26 protein-coding genes and 1 pseudogene are annotated in these 24,947 nt (G+C 58.4%); 19 read left to right on the top strand and 8 right to left on the bottom strand.

Annotated elements, in window-relative coordinates; translation table 11 throughout:
- Positions 1-9 precede the first annotated feature (9 nt).
- Together NKT35_RS19890 and modA are read left to right on the top strand one after the other, a co-directional pair.
- Positions 10-1,104: a ferritin-like domain-containing protein gene (locus NKT35_RS19890; RefSeq protein WP_254296385.1), complete on the top strand. Its 1,095-nt coding sequence runs from the start codon at positions 10-12 to the stop codon at positions 1,102-1,104.
- Positions 1,105-1,221: 117 nt separating this feature from the next.
- Positions 1,222-1,965 carry a molybdate ABC transporter substrate-binding protein gene (modA, locus tag NKT35_RS19885; RefSeq protein ID WP_254296383.1) on the top strand — a complete coding sequence of 248 codons (744 nt, stop codon included), beginning with the start codon at positions 1,222-1,224 and terminating at the stop codon, positions 1,963-1,965.
- A 6-nt stretch (positions 1,966-1,971) separates the two neighbouring features.
- On the opposite strand, the gene NKT35_RS19880 is transcribed toward modA, so the two are convergent.
- A complete protein-coding gene (locus NKT35_RS19880) occupies positions 1,972-2,664 on the bottom strand; it encodes a DJ-1/PfpI family protein (RefSeq protein ID WP_254296381.1) in 693 nt (230 codons plus the stop codon).
- An 81-nt stretch (positions 2,665-2,745) separates the two neighbouring features.
- Between NKT35_RS19880 and NKT35_RS19875 the strand changes: the two genes are divergently transcribed.
- Positions 2,746-3,687, top strand: a complete 942-nt coding sequence (locus tag NKT35_RS19875; RefSeq protein WP_254296379.1) for a GlxA family transcriptional regulator — start codon at positions 2,746-2,748, stop codon at positions 3,685-3,687.
- On the opposite strand, the gene NKT35_RS19870 is transcribed toward NKT35_RS19875, so the two are convergent.
- From NKT35_RS19870 to NKT35_RS19860, 3 genes are all read right to left on the bottom strand, one after another.
- Positions 3,688-4,020: a hypothetical protein gene (locus NKT35_RS19870; protein WP_254296378.1), complete on the bottom strand. Its 333-nt coding sequence runs from the start codon at positions 4,018-4,020 to the stop codon at positions 3,688-3,690. It lies immediately after the preceding gene.
- 73 nt (positions 4,021-4,093) lie between these two features.
- A complete protein-coding gene (locus tag NKT35_RS19865) occupies positions 4,094-4,822 on the bottom strand; it encodes a substrate-binding periplasmic protein (protein ID WP_254296376.1) in 729 nt (242 codons plus the stop codon).
- Between the two features lie 492 nt (positions 4,823-5,314).
- Positions 5,315-6,364 (bottom strand): RNA methyltransferase, encoded by a 1,050-nt coding sequence (locus tag NKT35_RS19860; protein ID WP_254296374.1) that lies wholly within the window; start codon positions 6,362-6,364, stop codon positions 5,315-5,317.
- A 181-nt stretch (positions 6,365-6,545) separates the two neighbouring features.
- Here NKT35_RS19860 and ddlA point away from each other — a divergent pair, with 181 nt between their 5' ends.
- From ddlA to NKT35_RS19845, 3 genes are all read left to right on the top strand, one after another.
- Positions 6,546-7,661 carry a D-alanine--D-alanine ligase gene (gene ddlA, locus NKT35_RS19855; RefSeq protein WP_254296372.1) on the top strand — a complete coding sequence of 372 codons (1,116 nt, stop codon included), beginning with the start codon at positions 6,546-6,548 and terminating at the stop codon, positions 7,659-7,661.
- A 213-nt stretch (positions 7,662-7,874) separates the two neighbouring features.
- A complete protein-coding gene (locus NKT35_RS19850) occupies positions 7,875-8,807 on the top strand; it encodes an esterase/lipase family protein (RefSeq protein WP_254296370.1) in 933 nt (310 codons plus the stop codon).
- A 1-nt stretch (position 8,808) separates the two neighbouring features.
- Entirely contained in the window at positions 8,809-9,729 is a 921-nt protein-coding gene (locus tag NKT35_RS19845) for a lipase secretion chaperone (protein ID WP_254296369.1), read from the top strand.
- A gap of 108 nt (positions 9,730-9,837) precedes the next feature.
- On the opposite strand, the gene trpC is transcribed toward NKT35_RS19845, so the two are convergent.
- Positions 9,838-10,629: an indole-3-glycerol phosphate synthase TrpC gene (trpC, locus tag NKT35_RS19840; protein ID WP_254296367.1), complete on the bottom strand. Its 792-nt coding sequence runs from the start codon at positions 10,627-10,629 to the stop codon at positions 9,838-9,840.
- Between the two features lie 174 nt (positions 10,630-10,803).
- Here trpC and NKT35_RS19835 point away from each other — a divergent pair, with 174 nt between their 5' ends.
- The 4 genes from NKT35_RS19835 to NKT35_RS19820 are packed head-to-tail and all read left to right on the top strand — an operon-like array spanning position 10,804 to position 13,943.
- On the top strand, positions 10,804-11,991 hold the full coding sequence (locus tag NKT35_RS19835) for an NnrS family protein (protein ID WP_254296365.1): 1,188 nt from the start codon (positions 10,804-10,806) through the stop codon (positions 11,989-11,991).
- Positions 11,992-12,017: 26 nt separating this feature from the next.
- Positions 12,018-12,452: a hemerythrin domain-containing protein gene (locus tag NKT35_RS19830; RefSeq protein ID WP_505190924.1), complete on the top strand. Its 435-nt coding sequence runs from the start codon at positions 12,018-12,020 to the stop codon at positions 12,450-12,452.
- Positions 12,442-12,654: a DUF2249 domain-containing protein gene (locus tag NKT35_RS19825; RefSeq protein ID WP_254296361.1), complete on the top strand. Its 213-nt coding sequence runs from the start codon at positions 12,442-12,444 to the stop codon at positions 12,652-12,654. Before NKT35_RS19830 ends, NKT35_RS19825 begins: the two co-directional genes overlap by 11 nt.
- Positions 12,654-13,943 carry a hypothetical protein gene (locus tag NKT35_RS19820; RefSeq protein WP_254296359.1) on the top strand — a complete coding sequence of 430 codons (1,290 nt, stop codon included), beginning with the start codon at positions 12,654-12,656 and terminating at the stop codon, positions 13,941-13,943. Before NKT35_RS19825 ends, NKT35_RS19820 begins: the two co-directional genes overlap by 1 nt.
- Here the strand turns inward: NKT35_RS19820 and NKT35_RS19815 are convergent.
- Both NKT35_RS19815 and NKT35_RS19810 read right to left on the bottom strand, forming a co-directional pair.
- A complete protein-coding gene (locus NKT35_RS19815; protein ID WP_254296357.1) occupies positions 13,922-14,611 on the bottom strand; it encodes a Crp/Fnr family transcriptional regulator in 690 nt (229 codons plus the stop codon). The genes NKT35_RS19820 and NKT35_RS19815 overlap by 22 nt on opposite strands.
- Before the next feature lie 107 nt (positions 14,612-14,718).
- Positions 14,719-15,477 carry an SDR family oxidoreductase gene (locus NKT35_RS19810; RefSeq protein ID WP_254296355.1) on the bottom strand — a complete coding sequence of 253 codons (759 nt, stop codon included), beginning with the start codon at positions 15,475-15,477 and terminating at the stop codon, positions 14,719-14,721.
- 132 nt (positions 15,478-15,609) lie between these two features.
- On the opposite strand from NKT35_RS19810, the gene NKT35_RS19805 reads away from it, so the two are divergent.
- Complete coding sequence (locus tag NKT35_RS19805; RefSeq protein WP_254296353.1) at positions 15,610-16,515, top strand: LysR family transcriptional regulator; 906 nt, start codon at positions 15,610-15,612, stop codon at positions 16,513-16,515.
- Positions 16,516-16,543: 28 nt separating this feature from the next.
- Here the strand turns inward: NKT35_RS19805 and NKT35_RS19800 are convergent.
- Positions 16,544-17,339 (bottom strand): annotated as a pseudogene (locus NKT35_RS19800) (IS5 family transposase).
- A 210-nt stretch (positions 17,340-17,549) separates the two neighbouring features.
- Between NKT35_RS19800 and NKT35_RS19795 the strand changes: the two are divergent.
- From NKT35_RS19795 to NKT35_RS19760, 8 genes are all read left to right on the top strand, one after another.
- Positions 17,550-17,885 (top strand): hypothetical protein, encoded by a 336-nt coding sequence (locus NKT35_RS19795; RefSeq protein ID WP_254296345.1) that lies wholly within the window; start codon positions 17,550-17,552, stop codon positions 17,883-17,885.
- Positions 17,886-17,959: 74 nt separating this feature from the next.
- The gene (locus NKT35_RS19790; protein WP_254296343.1) at positions 17,960-20,713 is read left to right on the top strand and encodes a type VI secretion system Vgr family protein; all 2,754 of its coding nucleotides are present in this window, start codon (positions 17,960-17,962) and stop codon (positions 20,711-20,713) included.
- Between the two features lie 8 nt (positions 20,714-20,721).
- Complete coding sequence (locus NKT35_RS19785; RefSeq protein WP_254296341.1) at positions 20,722-21,699, top strand: hypothetical protein; 978 nt, start codon at positions 20,722-20,724, stop codon at positions 21,697-21,699.
- Complete coding sequence (locus NKT35_RS19780; protein WP_254296340.1) at positions 21,671-22,264, top strand: hypothetical protein; 594 nt, start codon at positions 21,671-21,673, stop codon at positions 22,262-22,264. Before NKT35_RS19785 ends, NKT35_RS19780 begins: the two co-directional genes overlap by 29 nt.
- A gap of 98 nt (positions 22,265-22,362) precedes the next feature.
- Complete coding sequence (locus NKT35_RS19775; protein WP_254296338.1) at positions 22,363-23,130, top strand: hypothetical protein; 768 nt, start codon at positions 22,363-22,365, stop codon at positions 23,128-23,130.
- Between the two features lie 100 nt (positions 23,131-23,230).
- On the top strand, positions 23,231-23,497 hold the full coding sequence (locus NKT35_RS19770) for a hypothetical protein (RefSeq protein ID WP_254296336.1): 267 nt from the start codon (positions 23,231-23,233) through the stop codon (positions 23,495-23,497).
- A gap of 10 nt (positions 23,498-23,507) precedes the next feature.
- On the top strand, positions 23,508-24,008 hold the full coding sequence (locus tag NKT35_RS19765; protein ID WP_254296334.1) for a hypothetical protein: 501 nt from the start codon (positions 23,508-23,510) through the stop codon (positions 24,006-24,008).
- Entirely contained in the window at positions 24,005-24,937 is a 933-nt protein-coding gene (locus NKT35_RS19760) for an IS5 family transposase (protein WP_254296333.1), read from the top strand. The genes NKT35_RS19765 and NKT35_RS19760 overlap by 4 nt, the downstream gene beginning before the upstream one ends.
- The last annotated feature ends 10 nt before the right edge of the window (positions 24,938-24,947 follow it).

The following is a 24,947-nucleotide window of genomic DNA, read 5'->3' as shown; positions in this document are numbered from 1 at the left end:
GGAAGCACCATGCTGCGCATCAAACAGAACATCATCGCTCCGCTGCGGCAAAGCCCGGATGTCGCCGCCTTGAAAGCCGCCTTGACCACGGCGGTCGAGCTGGAATTCTCCACCATCCCGCCTTATTTGACCGGCTTGTTTTCCATTGTGGCGGACAGCAACCGCGTTGCCGCTGCGCTGATCCAGTCCATCGTCACCGAGGAAATGCTGCACATGACGCTGGCGGCGAATATGCTGATCGCTATCGGCGGCAATCCGGACATCGTGGCGCTCGGGCAGTCGCTGAAATACCCAGGACCGCTGCCGGACAAGATAGGCAATGATCTGCAGGTCGATCTTGCGGCGCTGACGCCGTCCCAGGTCAAAAACGTGTTCATGGCGATAGAGCGGCCTGTCACCAAGCCCGGAGAGATTCTTCCCGGCGAGACGGTGTCCGAGCCTACGCCGGTCGTGCCGGGCGAATTCGGCTCCATCGGCGAATTCTACGAGGCGATCTGGGCGGCGATGGAGGCGGTAAACGGGCGCAATCCGGAGCTGTTCGCCCATCCGCGGCTGGAGCAACAGGTCGACATCAGCAAGTGGTTCCCGCCGGTCCGCACCGCGCCGGAAAATGGCTATATCGTTGATCTCAAGACCGTGCGGCAAGCCATCGACACCATCATTCTGCAAGGCGAGGGCATCGATATGGCGCGAGCCACCCTGCCGGTGGATGGAGACGGCAGTTACGCCCACTATTACAAATTCGGCGAGATTTTCCATGAGCGGCGGCTGGTGCCGGATCCTGAGGCGGTGTCCGGCTGGTCCTATGCCGGCGCGCCGGTGCCTTTGGAGCAGGAGCGCATTTACAACTTCCTGCCTAATGCCGCGCTGAGCGATTACATTCCAGGCACGCCGGCCTCCTTGGCCGCGCAACGCTTTTATGGCACTTACCAGGTCTTGCTGGCCAGCCTGAACAAGGTGTTCAACGGGCAGCCAAACCAGTTGGATAGCGCGCTGGGCTTGATGTATCAGCTCAAATTGCAAGCCCAGCAGGTGGCGCAATGCACGGTGAGCGGCAACCGCTCCAATCTGGTGGCCGCGCCGCCGTTCATGCAAACCCATTGATGGACGATAGACCCTGGCCACTTCAAGCAGTCTGGGGTGGCCAGGACTCGGAAAGTGGCAGGGGGTGCTCGGCTGTGCGATAACCAGAGCTAGAACACATGGCGCGCGGGGCGAGCTATGGCGAAGTGGCTAATGGCGGCCTGGTGCTGCCTGATATCTCAGGCGTATGGCGAACCGGTCAGGGTCGCGGCGGTCAGCAATGTCGAGCCGGCGCTGAAGACATTGCTGGATCGCTTTACCGCCTCGACAGGCATACCGGTGGAGGTGCGTTACGGGCCCGGCGTGTCTTTGGCTGCCAGTATCGCCAAAGGCTCGCCGGATCAGATTTATCTCTCGTCAAACGAGGAATTTCCCAAACGTTTGCTTTCCCAGGGGCGATGCATAGGCAAGCCAAAGGTATACGCACTGGGCCGGGTGGCGCTGTGGTCGTTATCGAACGATTTTTCGAGCAAAAATTGGCTGCTGTGGTTGAAGTCATCCAAAGGGCGCATCGCGGTGCCCAATCCCGAAACTTCCATCTACGGCCAGCCGGTTTTGTTCATCCTGAATCATTACCAACTGGTCGAGTCCCTGAGGCCGCGTATTGAAAAAGCGCCGGACATCGCGCATGTCTTCGACAGGGTCGCCAGCGGCAAAGCCAGCGCGGGTTTTGTTTCCAAGTCCATGGTGCGGCAATCGGCGTTCCGCAATAAAGGACGTTGGGTGGAAATGCCCGCCGACAGCTATCCGCCGATACGGCAAACCATGGTTTTGCTCAAGCCGGCGGACAAGCGCCCGGAAGCGTGGCAGCTGTTCGGCTTCCTGCTCAGCAAGGATGCGCAGAAGGTCTGGCGCGACTTTGGATATGGCGTGCCGGAATAGGGTTGCTCAGATTCGGCTCATCTGCGCGGCGGCGCGGACAATGGCCGACTCTCTTTGCTCTCTCATCGCATCAAGCCTTGCCTGGACGCGAGCCAGAACGGCAGGCGGAGCCAGCTCGGGACGGCCGCACTGGAACGGCGGCTGCGGCGCGTACTCCAAACCTAGCTGCAGCGATTGGGCGAACTCATCGCCGGCGATTTCCGCCGCCATGGCCAGGGCCATGTCAATCCCTGCCGTCACGCCGCCGCCGGTAAAACAATTGCCGTCGCGAACCACGCGGGATGCGTCGGGCTCGGCGCCAAAGGCGGCCAGATGCTCGCGCCATGCCCAATGGCAGGCCGCGCGTTTTCCTCGCAGCAAGCCGGCCGCGCCCAATAGCAGCGAGCCCGTGCAGACTGAACTGACATATCGCGCGGAACCTGCCAAGCGGCGGATGTCGCTCAGCAGCTCGCCATCCTCCATCGCTTGAATGGTGCCTAGCCCGCCAGGGACGCACAGCACATCGCAGCCCTCAATTTCACTCAGTTTTAGAACACGGCTTACCCAGAAACCGCCATCGCATTGCAACTCTCCGCCAGCGGTGGAAACCAAGGAGCATTGAGCGCCAGGCAATCGCGACAAAACTTCCAGCGGTCCGGTGAAATCGAGTTGCGTGACGCCGGGGTAAAGCACAAACACCATATGCAAATCAGGGTTCATGGCCATCTCCAGTGGATTGACCCCGTCATCATGGCGGGCTAGAGTTTTGGCGTAAATGACAATATTCCGGCAATTCATGACATGACTCTTCATATCGCCATGCTGGCGTATCCTGGTTTTCAGCTGCTGGATGTCGCCGGCCCCATCGCCGCATTTGAAGCGGCGAACCGCTTTAGATCCGGCGCCTATAGCGTATCGTTGCGCGCAGCCAAGCCCGGCGCGGTGGTTTGCTCCGCCGGCATTCCCATGCAAGCACAGGCGCTAACTGCCGGGCCCGAACCGGACACGCTGATAGTGGCTGGCGGCATCGGCGTCATCGAGGCGTGCGAGAATCCAGCCTTGCTGGCATGGCTGGGCGCCGCCGCCGGCGCTTGCCGCGTGGCCAGCGTATGCACGGGCGCCTTCATGCTGGCGGAGGCCGGTTTGTTGGATGGCAAGCGCGCCACCACGCATTGGGCGCACGAGGCCGAATTTGCGCGCCGCTACCCTAAGGTGGCGCTGGATACACGTCCGATTTATATCCGGGAGGGAAGCATATGGACTTCCGCCGGCGTGACGGCGGGCATAGATCTGGCGCTGGCGATGATCGCGGCGGATCTTGGCGCCGACATCGCGCGGCAGTGCGCGCAGCGGCTGGTGGTTTACTATCAGCGCCCCGGGGGGCAGTCGCAACATTCTTCGATGCTGGAGATGCAGGCCAGCGGCGGGCGATTCTCAGCCTTGCTGGATCACGCCAGGCAAAATCTGGCCGCCAAACTGGATGTCGAGGAGATGGCGGCGTTCTGCAATCTGAGTCCCAGGCATTTTTCCAGGTTGTTTCAAGCCGAGGCGGGCGTGCCGCCGGCCAAAGCGGTGGAGAGGCTGCGGGTGGAGGAGGCGAGGGCGCGGCTGGAAAGCGGCACGTCCTCCTTGCAAATCGTGGCGCGCGAATGCGGCTTTGGCGATGCGGAAAGAATGCGGCGCAGCTTCATGCGCACGCTGGGCGTCATGCCCTCCCGGCTGAAACGAGACGCGGCAAAGTGATCAGGGCTGTGGCTTGTCGAGCCGGCAAGCCAGGCCCGTGCCGGCCAGTCCGCCGTATAGCTTCATCTGGTCGGGCGTCTTGCGTGAAATGAAGAAGCTGTCCGGCAGCGCCTGGTCTGCCTTGCGCCCCGGCCAGGTCAGCAATCCCCGCTCATCCATAAAGCCCTGATAGCGCTGCCCCGCCTGAGTCAGCGTCACGGATTGCGTCTGGCGGTCATAGCGGAATTCGACTTGCTTGTCGCAATGGTAGCTGGCCTGGAGGCTTTGCTGCTGGCAGGCGCTGAGCGCGGCCAGGATCATCGGGGCGGCAAGCAGTCGGAGAGGGCGCTTCATCGATTTCATTTCAGCGTAGGGTGAAGGGACGCCACTATAGCACGCAGGCCGCCTGCTTGACGAAGCCATGCGCTCAGCGATAGCGGTTGACGATGCGCTGCGCCTCGCCTGTGGACTTGAGTTTGTCGATGGCTTGGGCCAAGTCCAGAATGGCGGGGTCGCTCAGCGTCGGGGACGCGGCCAGATAGATTTTCCGGGTAGGCCCGATGGACTGGCCGACTCTCAGCCGGGCGGGATCTCCGCCGATTTGCTTGAAGATGGAGGGCGCGGCCAGATCCGCCGCCACCCATAGGTCAATGCGATGGGCAAGCAGTTTGCGGGCGTTGATCTGTTCCGACGTACCCACATCCAATAGTTTGAAACCCTGAGCCCGCAGCATTCCCTCGGCAGGGTTGCCTCGCAATACGCCTATGCGCAGATTCTTGGCTGTCTGCAGGCTGCGCGGTGGCTGCGCGTCCAGGCCGATCAGCACAAAGCGATAGCGAAACAGCTCGGTCAGCCAGTTGTATTGCGTCTCCCGCTCCGGCGCGCGGGTCAGCGGAATGATGAGGCGGTTTGGATTGGTGATGACGTCGTTCTGGGCGCGAAGCCAGGGCAGAAATCGGAATTCGATAGGCAGCTTTTTTGAGCGCGCGGCGGCGGTCAGCAATTCGACGGCGATGCCTGAGGCCTGCCCCTCCAGCTCATGGGAAAACGGCGGAATATCGCCCGCGTCGACCAAGATCGGCGTCTGCGCCAGCGTGGTATGCGCAAGGCTGGTGAATGCGATAAAAAGGCATGCGCAGAGCCAGAGTTTTTTCATGAATATTACTAATAAAAATAGTATCAGTAAGTATTTTAATTTCCTAATTTATATTATTTGTTTAAATTTGATCAGTCAATTTGTAAAATTTACTTCCATTGTAAGGCTTGACTGATTTCTCTTGAAAGCCGCGCGCGGCAGAGTCGCCGATCTTATATTTAACAATAATCAATATTGTTTGAATATGTTTTTGCGCTCGGGTCTTGGAAGACACTTTGCTTTATTTTCTTATGCCCAGAAAAGGAAGCGTATATAGCTATATGCGAATAGATAATTCATGCCGGATCATGCGATGGGTTTGAGGAGGAAGACAAAGACGGCCTGCTCATGTTTGCGCGCTGGGCGCATCCTGATTGGCGAATCAGGCGAGGAGGCTGAGCGCCTTAATAGCTTGAGAGCGCCTGATGAGCTGCCGCTCGGCGTGGTTTCAAATGCCGGGCGATATACGGAGGCGGCGGAATCATCCGCCTAAAGATTGCACTGCGCGCATGCTCAGGTTTTGCCTTGAGCGCGGCGCTGGATCCTGCTGATGTCTATTTTGTCGGCAGCGCGCGCCCGCAGCTGTCCGCAACCGCCGTCCACGTCTTGCCCGGCGGAGTCCCGCACCTTGGTCAGCACGCCCTTGCCGTGCAGATAGCGCTTGATGAACTCGACGCGCTCCGGCGTGGGCCGCTGATAGTGGTCGCCCTCGACGCTGTTGTACGGAATGATATTGAGCACGCCGTATTTGCCTTTCAGCAAGCCGATGGCCGCGTCCAATTCCTCCAGACTGTCGTTGACGCCGGCCAGCAAGGTCCATTGGTATTGAATGGGGTAGCCCACGCGCCGGGCGTAGGCCTCGCCCAGCGCCACCAGCTCGGCCGGCGCGATTTTGGGCGCCCGCGGCAGCAATTGCTCGCGCAAATCGGCGCGGCTGGTATGCAGCGACAGAGCCAGCGCCGGCTTGACGGCCATTTGCGGCAGCCGCTCGAACACCCGCGGATCGCCAACCGTGGAGAACACCAGATTCTTGTGCCCGATATTGCCATCCGTTCCCAGCAGCTCAATCGCCTCCAGCACATTGTCCAGATTGTGGGCTGGTTCGCCCATGCCCATGAAAACGACTTTTTTGACAGGGCGGATGCGGCGGGCCAGCGCCACCTGGGCCACGATTTCGGCACTGCCCACCTGGCGCAGCAGGCCGGTTTTGCCGGTCATGCAAAAGGTGCAGCCTACCGCGCAGCCCACCTGGCTGGAGACGCATAGGCCATCGCGCGGCAACAAAACGCTTTCCACCATCTGGCCGTCGCTCAACTCCACCAGTAGCCTGAGCGAGCCATCCGCGCCGGGATGGCTGGTGTGGACGCGCGCCAAACCGTCAACCCGCGCGGCGATGGGCGGCAAGCCTTGCCGCACCGACAGCGGGAAATAGTCTTCGCTTTTCTGGTGCTTGGTGCCTGCATCCAGGGGCAAACCCTTTAGCCAGGCGCGCTGGATGCGGCCTATATGACAGGAACGGGCGCCGATGTCGGCAAGAGCTTGGTGAAGATCCAGGATGCGCATGAGAGTCTGAAGCGGGGAGAGGCCGGCAGGCGGCGTGGTCAAAGGCGGCTAGGGTACAACAAGCTGGTGTGTCGCGGGGAAGAAAAACGACAGCCCATCGTTTGGCTCTCCCACGCCAGGCGCTCGCCCGGGATGCGCTATTGCAATATCATAGCCGCTCCCACTTTCACGCTGAAATGCAATGAGCAAAATCCGGGTAGGTTTGATTTTTGGCGGCCAGTCATCAGAGCACGAGGTTTCGCTGCAGTCGGCGCGAAACATTCTGGATGCGATAGACGGCGATAAGTTCGAGGTCACGCTGATAGGCGTGGACAAGCAGGGCCATTGGCATGTCAATCAGCCCTCCAGTTTCCTGCAGCATGCCGACGATCCGGCGCGCATCGCGCTGCGCCAGTCGGGCGAGGGACTGGCCATGGTGCCGGGCCAGCGGCATGGCCAACTGGTGAAAGCGGCCGACGCGCACCCCTTGGGCCAGATCGATGTGGCATTTCCCATCGTGCACGGCACGCTGGGCGAGGATGGCTCGCTGCAGGGCTTGCTGCGCATGGCCAATATCCCCTTTGTCGGCGCCGGCGTGCTGGGTTCGGCCATCTGCATGGACAAGGACGTGGCCAAGCGCTTGCTGCGCGATGCCGGGCTCAAGGTCGCGCCGTTTGTGACGCTGACACGCGCCCGGGCCGCGAAAATCTCCTATGCCGAGATTGTCGCTCAATTGGGTTTGCCCTTATTCGTCAAACCAGCCAATCAGGGCTCGTCGGTGGGCGTGGGAAAGGCGCGGAGCGAGCAGGAATTTGAAGCCGCTCTGGCCGAAGCTTTCCGCTACGACAACAAAGTGTTGGTCGAGCAAGCCATCGTCGGCCGCGAAATCGAATGCGCGGTGCTGGGCAATGCTGATCCGCAGGCCAGCGCTTGCGGCGAAATCGTGCTCAATGACGAGTTCTACGGCTACGACACCAAATATCTGAATGAGCACGGCGCGCGAGTGGCCGTGCCGGCAGACATTCCGGATGACGTCTGCCAACGCATTCGCGAGATCGCGGTGCAGGCTTTCCAGGTATTGGAGTGCAGCGGCATGGCGCGGGTGGATGTGTTTCTGACGGCGCAGGGCGAGGTGGTGATCAATGAACTGAACACCCTGCCGGGCTTTACCAATATCAGCATGTACCCCAAGTTGTGGCAGGCGGCGGGACTGTCCTACCCGGCGCTGATCACAAAGTTGATCGAGTTGGCGCTGGAAAAGGGCGCGGACGAGACGGCCTTGAGCCGCAGCTATGTACTGCCGGACGCGCGCGCTTAACTGATTTCGCTTGCGGATGCCGAAGAGCCAGTGCTTTGGGACAGTCCATTCCCAGCCAGCCTGGCTCTTTCTCTTTGAAATAAAAGGAATATGCAAATTCCGCGCGTTTCGCCAAATACAAACGTTTGAATTATCCCTGGCACTATCCAATGTCATGGCCTATCCCGATAAAGGCCGCCTTGCGGCCTAAGACTTCAATAAACGGGAGAAGAAATGAAGCGTTCCATCACTTGCGGCTTATTGCTGCTGTCCCTGCTGTTAGCCCCTTTCACTTCTGCATTGGCTTCCACTGGCTATACCCAAACCCGCTATCCCATCGTTCTGGTCCACGGCTTGTTCGGATTCGGACAAATGTTGGGTGTCGATTACTTTTACCAAGTGCCGGCCGCCCTGCAGGCTGACGGCGCGCAAGTTTTCGTCGCCGAGGTTTCCGCCACAGACAGCAACGAAGCGCGCGGCGAGCAATTGCTGCAACAGGTTCAGCGCATCGTGGCCATCACCGGCGCGCAAAAGGTCAATTTGATCGGCCATAGCCAGGGCGCGCCTACCGCTCGCTATGTGGCGGGCGTGCGGCCCGACCTGGTGGCATCCGTCACCACGGTCGGCGGCGTCAACAAGGGCTCCACCGTCGCCGACATCGTCCGCGGCGTCGCGCCTCCGGGATCGGTGAGCGAGGCGGTGGCATCGGCTGTCGCCGGCGCCTTGTCCAAGGTGATCGCCTTCTTCTCAGGCACCAGCAATCTGCCGCAATACCCGATCGCCGCGTTGGATTCGCTGACCACGCCGGGTTCGCTGGCCTTCAATGCCAAATTCCCGGCCGGCGTGCCAACCACGGCCTGCGGCGAAGGCGCGTATGAGGCCAACGGCGTCCGCTATTACTCATGGACCGGCGCGGCTACCACCACCAACATCCTTGATCCCTTGACCGTTCCGATGGGCGCGCTGGGCCTGGCCTTCGGCTCCACGCCGTCGGATGGACTGGTGGGTGTGTGCTCGGCGCACCTCGGCCAGGTGATTCGCGATAACTACCAGATGAACCACGTCAATGAGATCAACCAGAGCTTCGGCCTGGTCAGCTTGTTCGAGGTCAGTCCGGTGACGCTGTACCGCCAGCAAGCCAACCGCCTGAAGAACGCAGGCTTGTAAGATGCGGCGCGCCCTCGGCTTTTTGCTGGCGGGCGGCGCCGTCGCGCTGTCCGCCTGGTGGCTGTGGCCTGCGGCCGCGCCGCTTGCCCCATCCATGCCTGCCAAAGCGGCCGGAGGCGCTTTCGCGCCCTCGCAGCAAGGCACGCAGCCGGACGGACAGGTCGGCGTCGCCGCCAGCGGCGCGCTCCGCGTGGACGCGGAGCTGCGGCGCTTGTTCGATTACTACTTGGCCGCCTTGGGCGAGCATTCCTTGCCCGCCATCCGCGCGGAACTGCAGCGTTATCTGCAGGGAAAGCTGAAAGCGGCGGCCTTGTCTCAGGCGATGAATCTGTTCGACCGCTATGTCGCATATCGTCAATCGCTGGCCGGCATGACCGTGGCTGCGCAAACGGACTTGGCGCAGCGGCTTGGCCGGGCGCAGGCGGTTCGGCGCCAATATTTCAATGAGGCCGAATTGGCGGGGCTGTTTGGCGATGAAGACCGCTACGACGACTTCACCGCCAAACGGCTGGCGATCTTGGCCAATCCGTCTTTATCCGCCGCGGAAAAGCAAAGACAAGTGGCAGAGCTGGAGCGGCAGTTGCCTCCCGCGCTGCGCGCAGCGCGGGAAGAGCCGATCAAACCGTTGACGCTGGCCCAGGCGGAATCCGCTTTGCAGAAGAATGGCGGCGACGAGCAGGCGCTGTATTCCTTGCGCGCGGGCATGGTGGGCCAGGCCGCGGCCGATCGCCTGTCGGAGCTGGACAAAGAGCAAGCGTCTTGGCAGGCGAGGGTGGCGGACTTCAAACGCGATCGAGCGGCGATAGCATCCAATAGTCAATTGACGGCGCAGCAGCAACAGCAGGCGGTAGCCCAGCTTCAGGCGCAACGCTTCAACGCGCAAGAGGCTTTGCGCTTGCCGGCATTTGCCGCCAGCCCTTGATCTGGCTTGGCGTCGCCATCATGGGCTTGGAGCGGTGGCGATGGGGGAGGGTAGCTGCGAAAAGCCCTCTCCATTGACGGGAGAGGGCTGAATTTAATAAGGCAGGGCTCAGGCGAAAAACAGGCGTTGCAAAGCTTCGCCGGGCTCCGGCTCGCGCATGAAGGCTTCGCCCACCAGGAAGGTATGCACGCCGCTGCTGCGCATCAGGCGAACGTCTTCTTCGGTGGCGATGCCGCTCTCGGTCACGGCGATGCGGCCGTTGTTGATCTGCGGCAGCAGCTTCAGCGTGGTGGTCAGGCTTACCTCGAAGCTGCGCAGATTGCGGTTGTTGACGCCGATCAGCTCGGTTCGCAGCTGCAGGGCGGCGTCCAGTTCGGCTTCATTATGCACTTCCACCAGCACGGCCATGCCCAGTTCCTGGGCCAGCGCTTCCAGCGCCTTCATCTTGGGAAGCTCCAGGGCCGCGGCGATCAGCAGGATGCAGTCCGCACCCATCGCGCGCGCTTCGTACACCTGGTATTCGTCAACCATGAAGTCCTTGCGCAGCACCGGCAGATGGCAGGCGGCGCGCGCGGCCTCCAGAAAGCTCGGCTCCCCTTGGAAATACTGGCGGTCGGTCAGCACCGACAAGCAGGCCGCGCCGTGGGCGGCATAGCTCTGGGCGATGGCGGCGGGCTGGAAATCGGGGCGGATCACGCCCTTGCTCGGGCTGGCCTTCTTGATCTCGGAGATGACGGCGGCTTTGCCCAGGGCGTGCTTGGCGCGGATGGCGGCGATAAAGTCGCGGCGATCCGCTCTGGCTTCCGCGTCGGCGCGCACGGCGGCTAGCGGACGGACGGCCAGGGCCGCGGCGATTTCCTGGTGTTTTGTGGCGATGATGGTGTCAAGAATGTCGGACATGCTGGCTTCTGTTGTGTTCATCAACGAATGGCCCATCATGCAGAACATTGCCCTTCGTGGCAAGGAAAAGCGGCCGGCATGGCAGGGATAGGCTTGGGAAATCCTTGATTCAAATCATTCTCGATGACGCCTTCGCGCCGGGATACTGGCGGCGTTTCTCTACCGGAGCGCGTCATGCCTAAACCTGTTTTTTCTGTGTTCGCCGCCCCGCATCGCATTGCATTCCTGCCGGGTGTTTTGCTGTCGATCCTGCTATTGGCAGGCTGGAGCGGCGAGATGCTGGCCAGGCTGTCAGGCGGCGGCTTGCCATTGGCGATGCCGGCTTTTCAAGCGCATGGCTTCCTGATGCTGTTCGGCTTCTTTCCCTTGTTCATGACCGGCTTCTTGCTCACCGCCGGTCCGCGCTGGCTTAACGCGCCGCCGCCCGGCGTGCTGCTGTATCTGTCCATCCCAGTGCTGATTCTGAGCGGCATCGCGCTATTCGCTGCCGGCGCGGCCTGCGGCGGCAGGTGGCTGCTCTCGGGCTGGCTGGTCTATAGCTTTGGCTTCGCCGGTTTAGCCGTCGCGTTTGCGCGGCTGATCTGGCAGAGCCGGGCGATGGAGCGCCGCCATGCGCTGACGGTGCTGGCCGCGCTGCTTGCCGGAGTCGCCGCCTTGGCTTGCGCGGGCTTCTGGCTGCTGACGGGAGACGCGCGCGGCTGGCTGTGGATGCGCGATCTGGCTTTGTGGGGCTTTTTGCTGCCGGTTTTCCTGACGGTTTGCCATCGCATGCTGCCTTTCTTCACCGCCAACGCCGTCGCGCCCTATCAAGCCTGGCGCCCTTGGTGGCTGCTGGCGGCGATGGTCGGCGGCTCTTGGGCGCATGGCGCGCTGAGCATGGCCGATGCGCCGTCATGGCCGCTCGACGCTCTCATGGCGGTTCTGTTCGCCTATATCAGCTGGCGATGGGGGCTGTGCGCCTCGCTTCAGGTCAGGCTGTTGGCCATGCTGCATTTGTCCTTCGCCTGGCTCGCGGCGGGATTCGCGCTATTCGCCTGGCAAGGGGTGTTTGGCGGGCTGGCCTGGGCGCCCTTGCATGCCGTTACGGTCGGTTTCTTCCTCACCATGGTGATCGCCTTTGTGTCTCGCGTCAGCCTGGGGCACTCCGGGCGCCCTCTGCAGGCCGCGCCCTGGCTGTGGCGGCTGTATCTGGCGGCGCATGCGCTAGCCCTGGCGCGCGTGCTGGCGGATTGCCTGCCGGCGCATTGGCGCGGCGGCCTGTACGCGGCGGCGTCAATCGGCTGGTTGTTGGCCGCGACGCTGTGGGGCGGCCGCTTCCTGCCGGTTTATTTGCTGCCGCGTTCGGATGGCAAGCCAGGCTGAGAATTTTCTTGAGACAGGTGACGATGATGCAAGCTGCCGAAACTTTGATCCAGCAACACCGCGACTGCGACGCGCGCTTCGCCGATGCCGAGCAGGCCGCCCGCAAACAAGATTGGCCGGCTGCCGCAGGCGCATTCGCGGCCTTGCGGCAGGAGATGGAAGGCCATTTTGAACTGGAGGAGCGGCGTTTGTTTCCCGCTTTCGAAGAAGCTAGCGGCATCCGCAGCGGTCCGACGGCGGTGATGCGCGCCGAACATGAGCAGATGAAGGCCTTGCTCGCCGATATGGCGCAAGCGCTGGCGGCGCGCGACGGCGCCGGCTTCCTCGGCGTGGCCGACACGCTGCTGATCTTGGCGCAACAGCACAATATGAAGGAAGAAAACATCCTCTATCCCATGTGCGAACAGATGATAGCCGGCCTGCAAAGCTGGCCGGAGTGGAGGGTCTGCCATGCCCATTGACCTGCGCCATCTGCCGCCGCCCGAGCCCATGGAGCGCATTCTGACGCGGGCGGCGGAGTTGGGGCTTGGCGAGTCGGAGAGCTTCTTGCTGCCGCATTATCCTGCGCCGCTGTTGCCTTTGCTGGAAGAGTACGGAGGCTTGGGTTTCCGCTGCGAACTGAGCGGTGACGGCGGCGTATTGCTGACGCTGGAACGAAGCTGATGCAAGCCTGGCCCTCCTATGATCGCGCGCCGCCGCTTGGCCTGCCTTTGCCGTTTTTGCTCGCCGCGCCTTGCTGGCTGCTGCTTACTGGCCTTTGTCTGCGGGCTGCGGGAGAAGGCGCCTTGGATCGTTTCGATCCCGCGGCGCTGGCGGCGACGCATGCTTTGGCGCTAGGGGTATTGGGCAATGCCATGTGCGGCGCCTTGCTGCAAATTCTCGCCGTAGTGGCAGGCATGCATTATCCGCGCGCCGCAATATGGAGAACGCTTGGTTTTTGGGGGCTGCAGATAGGCGCTGCCGCGCTGGCCGGTTCGTTCCTGGCCGGATTTCCCCCTTTCGGCCTCATTCTTGCCGGCGGACTGCTCGGTAGCATGCTGCTGGCTTTCGCGGCTTGCGGCCTCTACGGCATCGCTCGCAGCGTCGCCCGCGACGCTAGCACTCAAGGCGCGGCCCTGGCCTTGTCGGCATTGCTGCTGGCCGTGCTGTTGGCGCTGCTGTTACTGGGCGTGTTGGCGAGAGGCTGGGCTCTGCCGTGGAAAATTCTGCTGGACGCGCATGCGATATTTGCCGCCGGCGGCTGGCTTTTGGGCTTGATCATGGCGGTGGCGGCAACGGTAGTGCCGATGTTTCAGATCACGCCGGCCTATCCGGCAGGCTGGTTGCGCCTGGGCGGCAAGGCTTGGCTGGCCGCGCTTGCGATTGCCGTCGCCTGCTTGGCGAATGATCTGCCTGTGTGGGGCTTGATCGGGCCGATTGCCATCGCACTCGTCTTTGCTGGCTTGACTTTGAGTTTGCTGAGAAAAAGCCGTCGCCCTCAAGACGCTGGGCGGCGATTCTGGCTGGGCGCCATGATTTGCCTGGCCGGCGCTTTGTTGTTGGCCATGGCTGGCGCATGCGGTTTGGACAGGCCGGGCCTGGCGGCGGCGTGCGGCTGGCTGATGCTGTTTGGCCTTGGTTGCGGCGCAGTGCTGGGCATGTGGTGCAAGATACTGCCATTTCTGTTTTGGCTGGATCTGCAAAAGCGGGCGCCCTCCGGCTGCCGCGCGCCATCCACTCTGCAGCTGTTGCCGGATAGCGCGCCGCGCCGGCTGTTTTGGGCTTATGCCGCGACGGTGTCGATGGGTATGCCCGCTATTTTAGGTTTGGCGCCTTTGTGGATGGCGGCTGCAGCCTTGTCTGTCCTGAGTTTGCTGTGGCTGGCTTGCGCACTCGGCTCAGTGCTGCGCTATCGAACCTGTCTGCGCGAGTTGAACGCGCGGGCTGCTGGTCAGCCTGCATCCAGGCCATAACGGGATAGGGCCGCTGGGTCGGATAGGCGGATTTCCCGTCCATTCACCTCCGCCAAGCCGGCTTTGGCCAGTTGCTGCAAGACGCGGGAGAAGGTTTCCGGCGTCAGGTTCAGGCGGGAGGCGATCAGGTTTTTATTGGCCTCCAGCGTCAGGGTGGCGGGCTGGTCCGCGCCGGCGTCCAATTGTTGCAGCAGATAGCCGATCACTCTTTGCAGCGCGCTTTCCAAAGAGTAGCGCTCCACATCGCGCACCATGCCGTGCAGCCGCATCGACATGCCGGCCAGCATATTGCGGGCGAAGTTCGGATCCGCGGCCAGGATCTGGAAAATGCCGGCGGCGCCGATATGCAGCAATAAGCTATCTTCCAGCGTTTGCGCTTCCACCGGCATGGGTTTGCCGAGAAACATCACCGCTTCGGCGAAGCTCTGCCCCGGATGGATGATTTCCATCACTTTTTCCACGCCCTGCGGCGACATCAGCGTCAGCTTCACCTTGCCGTACACCACCGCATACATGCCGTCGCAGGCATCGCCGCGCCGGAACAGCGTTTCGCCCTTGTCCACGCGCAAGGTTTTGCCATGGCCGGCCAGCTCGCTCAGCTGTTCTGGCGAGAGCTGGTGAAATAGCGGCAGGTGAGCCAGTTGTTGTCGAATATCGATGCTGGACATGGGATTTCCGCGTGAGTGGAAAACCGCCATTTTACTCGCCGCCATGCAAAAAAGCCGCCCCGATGGGCGGCGTTGGACGGCGGGAAGAACGACTGGCGCGATGCTGCTCAACGGGAAACGAAGCCGCCGTTGATGAACAGCGTCTGCGCGGTGGTCCAGCGGTTTTCCGGCGAGACCAGATGCTTCACCAGCGGCACCAGATCGGAGACTTGGCCCAGCTCGCCGCTGATGCTGGCGGACTTCAGGTAGGCCACGGTTTCCGGCGTTTCCACAGAATAGAAGAACTCAGTGTCCATCGGGCCGGGCGCGACGACATTGACCGTCACGCCGCGATGGCCGATTTCCTTGGCCAGCGCGCGGGTAAAGTCTTCCAGCGGGGCCTTGCTGCCGGCGTATGCGCCGTAATAACCGGTGGTGGCGGCCAGCAGCGAGGTGCCGATGCTGAGAATGCGGCCGTTGTCGCGCACGCGGCGGCCCGCTTCTTGCAGGCAGAAGAACGCCGCCTTGGTGTTGAGCGCGATGATGGCGTCGAATTCTTCCTCGCTGATTTCTGTCACCGGCTTCTTCACCATCATGCCGGCGGTGTTGATCAGGATGTCCAGATGGCCGAAGCGATCTTCCACAGCGTCGAACAGGCGGCGCACTTCCGCGACTTTGGTGATGTCGGCCTGGACGGCGAAGGCTTGGCCGCCCGCCGCATTGATCTGGGCGGCAGCGTCTTCCGCTCCGGCGCGGGAGCTGGCGCTGTTGTAGTGGATGGCGACGGCGGCGCCTTCGGCGGCCAGCGCTTCGGCGAAGGCGCGGCCCATATTGCGCGAAGCGCCGACGATAAGCGCGACTTGACCGGCGAATTGGGATTGGCTCATTTCACATCTCCGTTTGATTGACCGCGAAGCGCGGCGGGCTTGGATGCTTCGCAGTGTATTGCCGGATAAGATCGGGATAAACAGCGCCAAACCGATTACACTATCCATAAAACCAGACTAATAGAGCGTGCAATGGACCGGATACAAGCGATGCAGGTTTTCGTCACCGTGGTGGACGCCAATGGATTCACCAAGGCGGCGCAGCAACTGCAGCTTCCGCGAGCGACGGTATCCAGCGCGGTGCAGCAGCTTGAGGCGCAATTGGGCGCGCGTTTGCTGCACCGGACCACGCGGCGCATTCAGCTGACGCTGGACGGCAGCGGCTTCTATGAACGCTGTCGCCAGCTGCTGGCGGACTTTGACGAGATAGAGGCGCTGTTCAGCCAGCAAGGCGCCAGTCCCAAAGGCCGGCTGCGGATCGATGTGCCGGGACCGATAGGCCGGCAGATTCTGGCGCCTGCCTTGCCTGAGTTCTTCCAGCTTTACCCCGACATCCAGCTGGAGCTGGGCGTGACGGACCGGCCGGTGGACTTGATTCAAGAAGGGGTGGATTGCGTGATCCGCGCCGGTTTTCTGAGTGAATCGCGGCTGGTGGCGCGGCGCATCGGCCTGATGCCGCAAGGCAATTACGCCAGCCCGGATTATCTGGCCCGCCATGGCGAGCCGCATTCGCCCAAGGAGTTGGGGAATCATCTGGCGGTGAATTATGCCTCGCCGGCCAGTGGCAAGGTGTTTGGCTGGGAGTATCAGGAGGAGGGTGCTTGGAAGGAGGCGCCGATGCGCGCGGCCGTCAATGTCAACCATGTGGAAACTTACGCCGCTTGCGCCCTGGCTGGCCTGGGCCTGATTCAGTTGCCGCGCTATGACGCCGCGCCGCACGTGGAGGCCGGCCGCCTGATTGAGGTGCTGCGCGACTGGCCGCCGCAGGCTTTGCCGGTGTCGGTGTTGTATCCGCATCGGCGGCATTTGTCGCGCCGGGTGCAGGTATTTGTCGAGTGGGCGGCGGAGCTGTTGAAAAAACGGCTGAGTTTGGTTTGACCCATCGCCATGTTATTAATAATTGCTTTCATTTTGTGCGGCGATAAAACAGGTCCTGTTGACACAATCCCCTCAGTCGATCGGCGACGAGGGCAAAGTTCAGAAACGCCAAATACATCGCATCCAGCTTCTCGAATCTTGAGAAAATGCGCCTGAAGCCCTTCAAGCGCCGAAACAGTCTTTCGACTTCGTTTCGACGTTTGTACATCTCACGATCGTATTCCCACGGGTCGACTCTGGTGCGAAGGGGCGGAACAACGGGGATGAAACCCAGATCCAGCGCCAATTGCCGGGTTTCATTGCCTTCATATGCCCGATCCATCAGCAGATGAAGGGGCTGCTGGGTGTCGCCAAACTGACGAAGCAGTTTTCTGCCTTCCGGCGCGTCATGCGCCTGACCTGGCGAGAGGCAAAACGCTATGGCTGTTCTGGCATCGGCGGCGAGCAGATGAATTTTTGTATTCTATCCGCCTCTGGACTTTCCGATGGCTTGCGGGCCGTTTTTTTAAAGCGCCGGTCCCATCAGGATGGACCTTGATGCAGGTGCTATCCAGCGACATGGCCTCGATTTTGATATGAACCAATTGTTCACGCTGCAATACAGCGAACATCCTGTCCAAAACATCGGCTTTGCTCCAACGACTCATGCGCGTGTAGATGGTGTGTCATTTGCCAAAGCGCTTGGGAAGACCACGCCATTTGCAGCCATGTTCGGCCACATACAAGATGGCGTTGATGACTTGCAGGTTGGTCATGCTGACATTGCCGCGTTGCTTTGGCAGGCAATGTTCGATGCGGGAGAATTGCTCAGGTGTAAGTTCCATGCCGGCAAAGTCATCATTGGCTGGATCGGCGAAGAGCTGGCCGATTTGTACTGCCGGCAGGGCAAACGGTTGTCTTTTGAGTTTTTCAGCCGCCATGGCCAGCCGGCGCACACCGCAAGGCGCACGCTGAGGGGCGTGTGTTTTTCATGGCGTTGGTTTGCCTGGCGGTAGGCGCCTTGCTGGCGGCGGCTAGGCAGTGGGAGGACGACAATGTTCAGGAAATCTCTTTACGCGGCGGCTTTGCGGCATGCCGGCCAGCAGATGATCGATGCGACGCATCAGCTGGATCTGCGGCGCGATGATTTTGATGTGGTGGAAGAGCTGGGGCTGGAGGCCAGGGACGCGGGCTTGAGCAGTGAGACGATGTCTTCACCCCCGGCCACGCCGTATCTGAAAGTGCAGCCGCTGCGCACCTTGACTCGCCATTTGTCGCCGCGCGGTTCTATCGTTGCCATGCTTGGGATAAGCGCTTGTCCTGCCGTACCTGTTCTTTTGTGCAGGCCAGTCAATGCTATTGTCAGACAAGACTTGTTGAAAGCTCCATAAAATCATAGAATCCTTATCTTCTACTAGTTCAATGACATACCCTCGGCTTGAGGGTATTCTTTTTTGGATTTCCGATGGATCTGAACGCACTGTTGGCCAGCTTCGCCTCTGCCTTTGGCCAAGATAGACGGGTGTTGACGCTGCAGCTGGGCACCGGGCAGATCGCCGCTGAGCAATTGTTGCCGCTGAGCTTGCAAGCGGAGGAGGGGATTTCCCAACCTTACCGCTATACCCTGACCTGCCTTTCCCCCGACACCCATATCGAACTGAAGTCGCTGCTTGGCCAGCCGGCGCGGATCGGCATTGAAGATGCCTCCGGCGGCGAATCCATCCGCTGCGGCGTGGTGAGCGAGGCCAGGCTGGCGGATGCCGATGGCGGCTTCGCCAGGTATGAGCTGACCATTGAGCCGCCGTTCGCGCTGCTGCGCCACCGCCGCACTTCGCGGGTGTTCCAGGACCTGACGGTGCCTGACATCGTCCAGCAGATCCTGACCGAACATCAGCAGGCCAACCCGGCCTTTGCCCGCGTGCAGACGCTGGCCATCCAGGTGCAGCCGGCCCAGCCGCGCAGCTACACCCTGCAATACCGCGAGAGCGATTACGACTTCATCGTCCGGCTGCTGCATGAAGAGGGCTATGCCTGGCGCTTCGTGCATCAAGACGAGGATGGCCCGCAAGTGCAGCTGACCGTGTTTGATGACGCCCACAGCCTGCCGGCCGCCTCGCTGGCGCGCGTGCGCTTTCACCGCAGCGACGCCACCGAAGAAGAAGATGGCCTCACCGGCTGGCAGGCGACGCGGCAGATCGTGCCGAGCAGCGTGGCGCTGGCCAGCTATGACTACAAGCCGGTCTACACCCAGCAGATTCAGGATGGCAGCCACATCGAGCAGGGCCAAACCGGCCAAGCGCTGCAGAGCAGCCTGACCCAATACGACGCGCCAGGCCTGTATTACGCCGGCGACGAAGAGCAGTTGGGCCGCTACGCCGAGCTGCGCCAGCAAGCCAATGACCTGCAGGCCAAGCAGTTCAGCGGTAGCGGCAGCGTACGCGGCCTGCAGCCGGGCGAGTGGTTTCAGCTGGATGATCATCCGGCGCATGAAAGCGACAGTCCGCAAAACCGCGAATTCGTGGTCACTGGGCAAACCTTTCTGGCGCGCAACAACCTGCCGCAGGACCTGGCGCAGCATGTCGGCGCGCAAGCCGACGCCGCGCCGTTCACCACCGCCATCCAGACCCAGCGCCGCGGCATTCCGCTGACGCCGGCCTTTGCCGGCACCGAGCACGCCAAGCCGAAGTCGCAGGGCATGCAGACCGCCACCGTGGTGGGCCCGGGCGGCGAGGAGATTCATACCGACGAGCAAGGCCGCATCAAGGTGCAGTTCCACTGGCAACGGCCGGAGGAGCATCCCACCATCGGTGCGGGCCTGGACGACAAGTCCTCGTGTTGGGTGCGGGTGGCCATGCCGGCCGCCGGCGCCAGCTTCGGCCACCAGTTCATCCCGCGCATCGGCCAGGAAGTGCTGGTCGATTTCATCGAAGGCGACATCGACCGCCCGGTAGTGCGCGGCGTGGTCTACAACGGCAGCCATGCTACACCGGGCTTCAGCGGCACCGGCAGCCTGCCGGCCAATAAGGCGCTGTCCGGTATCCAATCCAAAGAGCACCAGGGCGGCAGCTACAACGAACTGCTGTTCGACGATACGCCCGGCGAAGTGCGCGCCAAGCTGTCGAGCGAATCCGGCAAGACCCAGCTCAATCAGGGCTTCCTGACCCACCCGCGCAGTAACGGCAAAGCCCAGCCGCGCGGCGATGGTTTCGAATTGCGGACAGACCAGCACGGCGCCATCCGCGCCGCGCACGGCCTGCTGCTGTCCACCGAGGCGCAGAACGGCGCCGGTGGCAAACAGCTGGCGCGCGAGCATGCGCAAAGCCAGCTGCAATCAGCCCTCGCGCTGAGCCAGGCCTTGGCGGAAACCGCCACTGAGCAGCTGGCCGACACCATGGAGACCGGACCCGACGGCATTGGCGACGACAACGCCAAGAGCGGCAAGAAGGATGCGGGCCATCTCCAGCACCAGTTGGATGCGCTGACGGCTTGGGAGGCCGGCAGCAATACCGACAAGGATGGCAAGACGGCGAAAGAGCAAGCCGGCCAACAGCCGCAACTGGTGCTGTCCGGCCCGGCCGGCATCGCCAGCCTGACCGAGCAAAGCCAAACGTTGGCGGCAGGGGCCAACTTGAACCTCGTTGCCCAGCGCGATGCCAACCACACCACCGGCCGGCGCTGGCTGCACAACGTCGGCAAGCACATCAGCCTGTTCGTGGGGGGCGTGCAAGACAAAGTGGCGCTAAAACTGATCGCTGCCAAGGGCAAGGTTCAAGTCCAGGCGCAAAGCGATGCGATGGAGATCACTGCCGACAAGGATGTAACCATTACCTCCTGCAAGGAGCGGATCGTGGTTAACGCTAAGCAGGAAATTCTGCTGACGGCTGGCGGCGCTTATTTCCGCATTGCTGGCGGCAATATCGAGGTGCATGCACCTGGCAAGGTAAGCGTCAAGGGTGCCAGTCATGATTTGAATGGACCCGCTAGTCTAGATGCTATGCTTCCACCGCTTCCTAAAATCGGGATAAGCGATCAGCAGCTGCATCTTATTCATCACGGCACTGATATTCCGATGCCTCATACACCTTATCGGATTACTTTTGCAAGTGGTAAGGTTCACGAAGGGGTTACTGATGAAAGCGGCCTTACGGAAAGATTTCAAAGTGCTAAGCATGAAAGTTTCGATGTGGAAATATTCGATCACGGCAAAGATATTAGCTAGGAATTAAAATGGATCAGAAGAAGCCAATTGCAAAGAGTAAGTCGGCTGGTAAAACTGATGGTATTGAAAGCTCGTTATTGCGGTGTGAAGTAAGTGCCAATTCTGGAGAATGGATCAAACCAAGCAGCTGCGAGAAATTTCATATTACAGCAGATGCAAAAATGCCAGAAATTAGTTTTGAATTTAAGACTAGCGCATCTCCACCTTATGATCTTGAGTGGAGTATTCGTTGGATTGTTCAGTCTTGCAAGCAAGCAAAAAACAAGCCACGATTTAAACCAAAGCATAGTAAAACTTATATCTTGCAAGGTGGAGGAAAATTAAATGACAAGAAGTGGGCGGTAAATCTTGACGGTCAGATTGTTGGTGGCGAATTAACTGTTAATATAAAGGCGGGCGAGGATAAATTCAGAAGAACTGTCTTTATTCTTGGGACGGAGCCGGGGAAAGAGTTGGTTTCGACCTACCTAGATAGCGCTCCTGATGCAGACCTAGCTGATCTTGTGAAGAAAATATTCAAGCAAGAAACTAATTTCACGCACTTCTACACTGATGAAATGCCATTGGTTTCTTTTGACAATGGTTATGGATTGGGCCAAGCAACTATTCCCGTTCCCACATATGAGCAAGTTTGGAACTGGAAAAAGCATGCGGATAATATTCTTTCCATTGTAAAATCAAAAAGAAAAAGTGCAAAAAAATATCTATCACAAGATGGTAGGTTGTATAGCCAAGACCAATTGGATCTGGAGACTTTGGCCTTCTATAATGGTGCTAACTATCATTATCATGAATGGGATTTAAAACTTAAAGCTTGGGTAGTAAACAAAAATATTCTTTGCGATCCAAAGGAATCTAATAAAGGGTGGAATGTAACCAAAGAAGAAAATAAAGACAAATCCCTTGATGATTTAAGAAAGAATAAAAAAAGTAAACCTATTTATACAGGGCGATGCTATGCTGAACACATCAAGAATGCACAATAAATTTAATGGTTTTTTGATATCAGTTTTCCTGGTCACGGCTTCAGTAAATTCGCATTCTGAAAATGCGCGTGCCAATGTTGTAAAGTTGGATGAAAATTATTCCATTGCGTTTGAGTATAGAAATAATATAGGAGAGAATGTTTTTCTGGCAAGAGATGGTAGAAATGTAGGGAGCCTGTTTTTTCGTATTCCCAAGGGGAGGGACCCTGCAAGGCTTGGCATGGACTCATATAACAGAGCGATTTTTTCTCATCCAATTAAGACATTGAGTGGGTATGCCATACCATATCTTTTTACTTTAAGAACCAACTCAGGTGATACTAAAGGTCAATGTGGGACAGGAATTGAGGCGTGGCTAAAGATAATTGTGGTAGATAAAGATTCCATTGCCGTTAAGAAAAATGAATTAGTGCAAAGTTGTCAATACGATATGTATTTGCAAGACAAAGGTGATGGTAGAATTGAAAATGCATTTCAAGAAAAGAATGGCGCTATTGTTGTTAAATGGTTGAGTCATCCAAAGAATAATGGTGATGATTATTCCGAGGCAATACCTCTTAATTAATAGGTCGCGAATTTAACATAGGGCATGTTTGAAAAAAATCAACTAGAAGACTGTAATGGCTGTGTCGGCTCAACGAACCAGTTATTGCATAATCAGTCATGAATAACATTGACAATCCAGCAGATAAGCTGAAGTTAGCATCTATTTCCATACCATTTTTTACTATTCTGTTCTTGATTTTACCTATGTGGTTGATGTTTTCAAGTTCAGAACCAATGGTGCTTATTTATAAGTACTCAGTCTTCTTTAGTATATTGATTGGTATTCTTTATTGCATTGCCGGATTGTTCATTAAGCCATCAGACCGGATATTTTCCAGTTCTATAATTAATGCCTTGGCTATCTGGCCATACGCAATTATTCCATTTGGATTTTTGAGCTTTGGATATCTTATCTTTGTTCAGCACAATAGGGTATTTTTAATATCTGCAACTGGTCTTATTTTGATTTCTGCAGCAGCATGGGTGCTGATTAAAATTACTGCATTCAAGAGATTGTTTGTGAAGGATAGCTTGATAGAGAAGAATTTGATAATAAGTGAAAGCCACATTTCCTTTAAAAGGGGATTCTCTGTTGATTTTGAGCCGCCCGTAATATCTACTGACAGTGCAATATCAAAATTCCTTGTGAAAAAAAATGGAAAAATATTGACCATTGCATCATTCATAGTGTCAGCCGGATACGCCATCTCTCAAATACTAAATAAAATTGGCACTACTGACATAACTATTCTACTTATTTCTTTATTGAGCTTTGGCTTGACACTTCATATATGGGGAAAGATGGCTTGCAGTACTTATTTTCATTTTTTTGTTATTAGATCTTTGGAAAAAAAGTACAAAAAGCCATTAATTGGCCGTTTGTAGTTGTCGTATCCCAGATGCTCACCTGAGCAAACGTCTCTGAAAACTTCCCTGGCTGCGAGGGTTTGGGTAAAATTCTGGAAACGCTCAAGACCCAGGCAGCATGATCGTCAAATTGCACAAGCAAGCACGCACCATGCCGGCCATTCGCAAAGAGATTCAGCAAACCTCCGGCACTCAGACCAAGCTGGCCGCTCGCTACAACGTCACCATTGACACCATTCGCAAATGGAAGAGCCGAGGATCGTTCCCGCACGGTCCATCGGCTGCAAACCACCCTGATGCCAGCCCTGCTTGCCAAATCAATACCCCTTGTCTGCAAGGCCAGGTGGTGGTTATTATAATTTACATCCTGCTATTGAAAATTTAATTGAGAGTATATGTCCAAACCTGTTGACTTTCCTATCAAGGAAGCTATGCCGGTTGCTTTTGCTTCAGGTGTTTTGGGGTCGATACTAAATGCAGTCGCTAGTTATAATTTATTTTATGAAAGTGCTCCCAGTGTCTATACTGTTTTAGTATCTAGCATTTTTATCACCCCTATTTTTGCAGTGGCAATGGTTGTGGCTTATTACAAGTCAAATTTTGCAGACACATTGCCTTGTTATGTATTTGGTTTTTTCCTGGCTTTATTTCCTTTTTTGGTTTTTTTCATAGGGATTGGTCTAATTTCCTCACTCATTAGCCCTCCCGTTCCGATTGGTGTTGCGGCTATTGCATTGGTCTTTTTGATGTTTTACATTTTTATATCTGTTAAAAGGTCATCCGCAAACATTCTATTGGCAGTAAAAAAGATAGACTTTATCAATAACGCTTATATTTTTGATGGGCTTTGTTGCACAAATCACCCTCCCAGCAGGCGGGGTAGAATGACGGCATGAGCAAGCCCGCCCCGCCCAAGTACAAGACCACCAACTGGAAGACCTACAATGCTGCGCTCAAGGCGCGTGGGTCGCTGATGATCTGGTTGGACCGTGACATGCGCTGGCATGGCTCTGCAGTCGGCAAACGTGGACGGACACCGACTTTCAGCGATGCCGCCATTCAGTTCTGCCTGACGATCAAATGCCTGTTCAATCTTGCGCTCCGACAGGCCGTGGGTATGGTGCAAAGCCTGCTCAAACTGGCGGGGCTGGACTGGCTGACGCCGGACTACAGCACCGTGTGCTGGCGGCAAAAGCATTTGCAGGTGGCCATTCCTTGCCGTCCAACCACGACCGGGCTGCACCTGTTGATCGACAGCACCGGCATCAAGATGCTGGGTGAAGGCGAATGGAAAACGAAGAAACACGGCGCGGAGTACCGCCGTCAGTGGCGCAAGGTGCATTTGGGCATTGATGCGCAGACGCTGGAAATCCGGGCGATTGAAGTGACCGACAACGCGGTGGGCGATGCGCCAATGTTGCCGGAGTTGCTGGACCAGATTTCCGCGGGGGAAAGGATTGCTGCAGTAAGTGGCGATGGTGCCTACGACACCAAAGGCTGCCATGAAGCGATTGCCAAGCGAAAAGCCGAGGCGGTGATTCCTACCCGAAAGAATGCCAAGCCGTGGAAGGAAAATCGGTTGGGCGCCCATGTCCGAAACGAGATACTGCGTGCTACCCGGCTCCTGGGTCGAGCGATCTGGAGGAAATGGAGCGGTTACCATCGCCGCAGCCTGGTGGAAACCAAGATGCGCTGTTTCAAGCTGCTGGGCGAGCGGGTAATGGCAAGGGACTTCGACCGTCAAGTCGCAGAGCTCCAAGTGCGAGCGGCGATCTTGAACCGCTTCACGCGGCTCGGGACGCCGATGACGGTGCGCATGCCATAAATCCGTCCGG

It is taken from the genome of Chromobacterium sp. IIBBL 290-4 (genome assembly GCF_024207115.1).
Lineage (GTDB): Bacteria > Pseudomonadota > Gammaproteobacteria > Burkholderiales > Chromobacteriaceae > Chromobacterium.
This window is presented reverse-complemented; position numbering and strand designations above follow the sequence as displayed.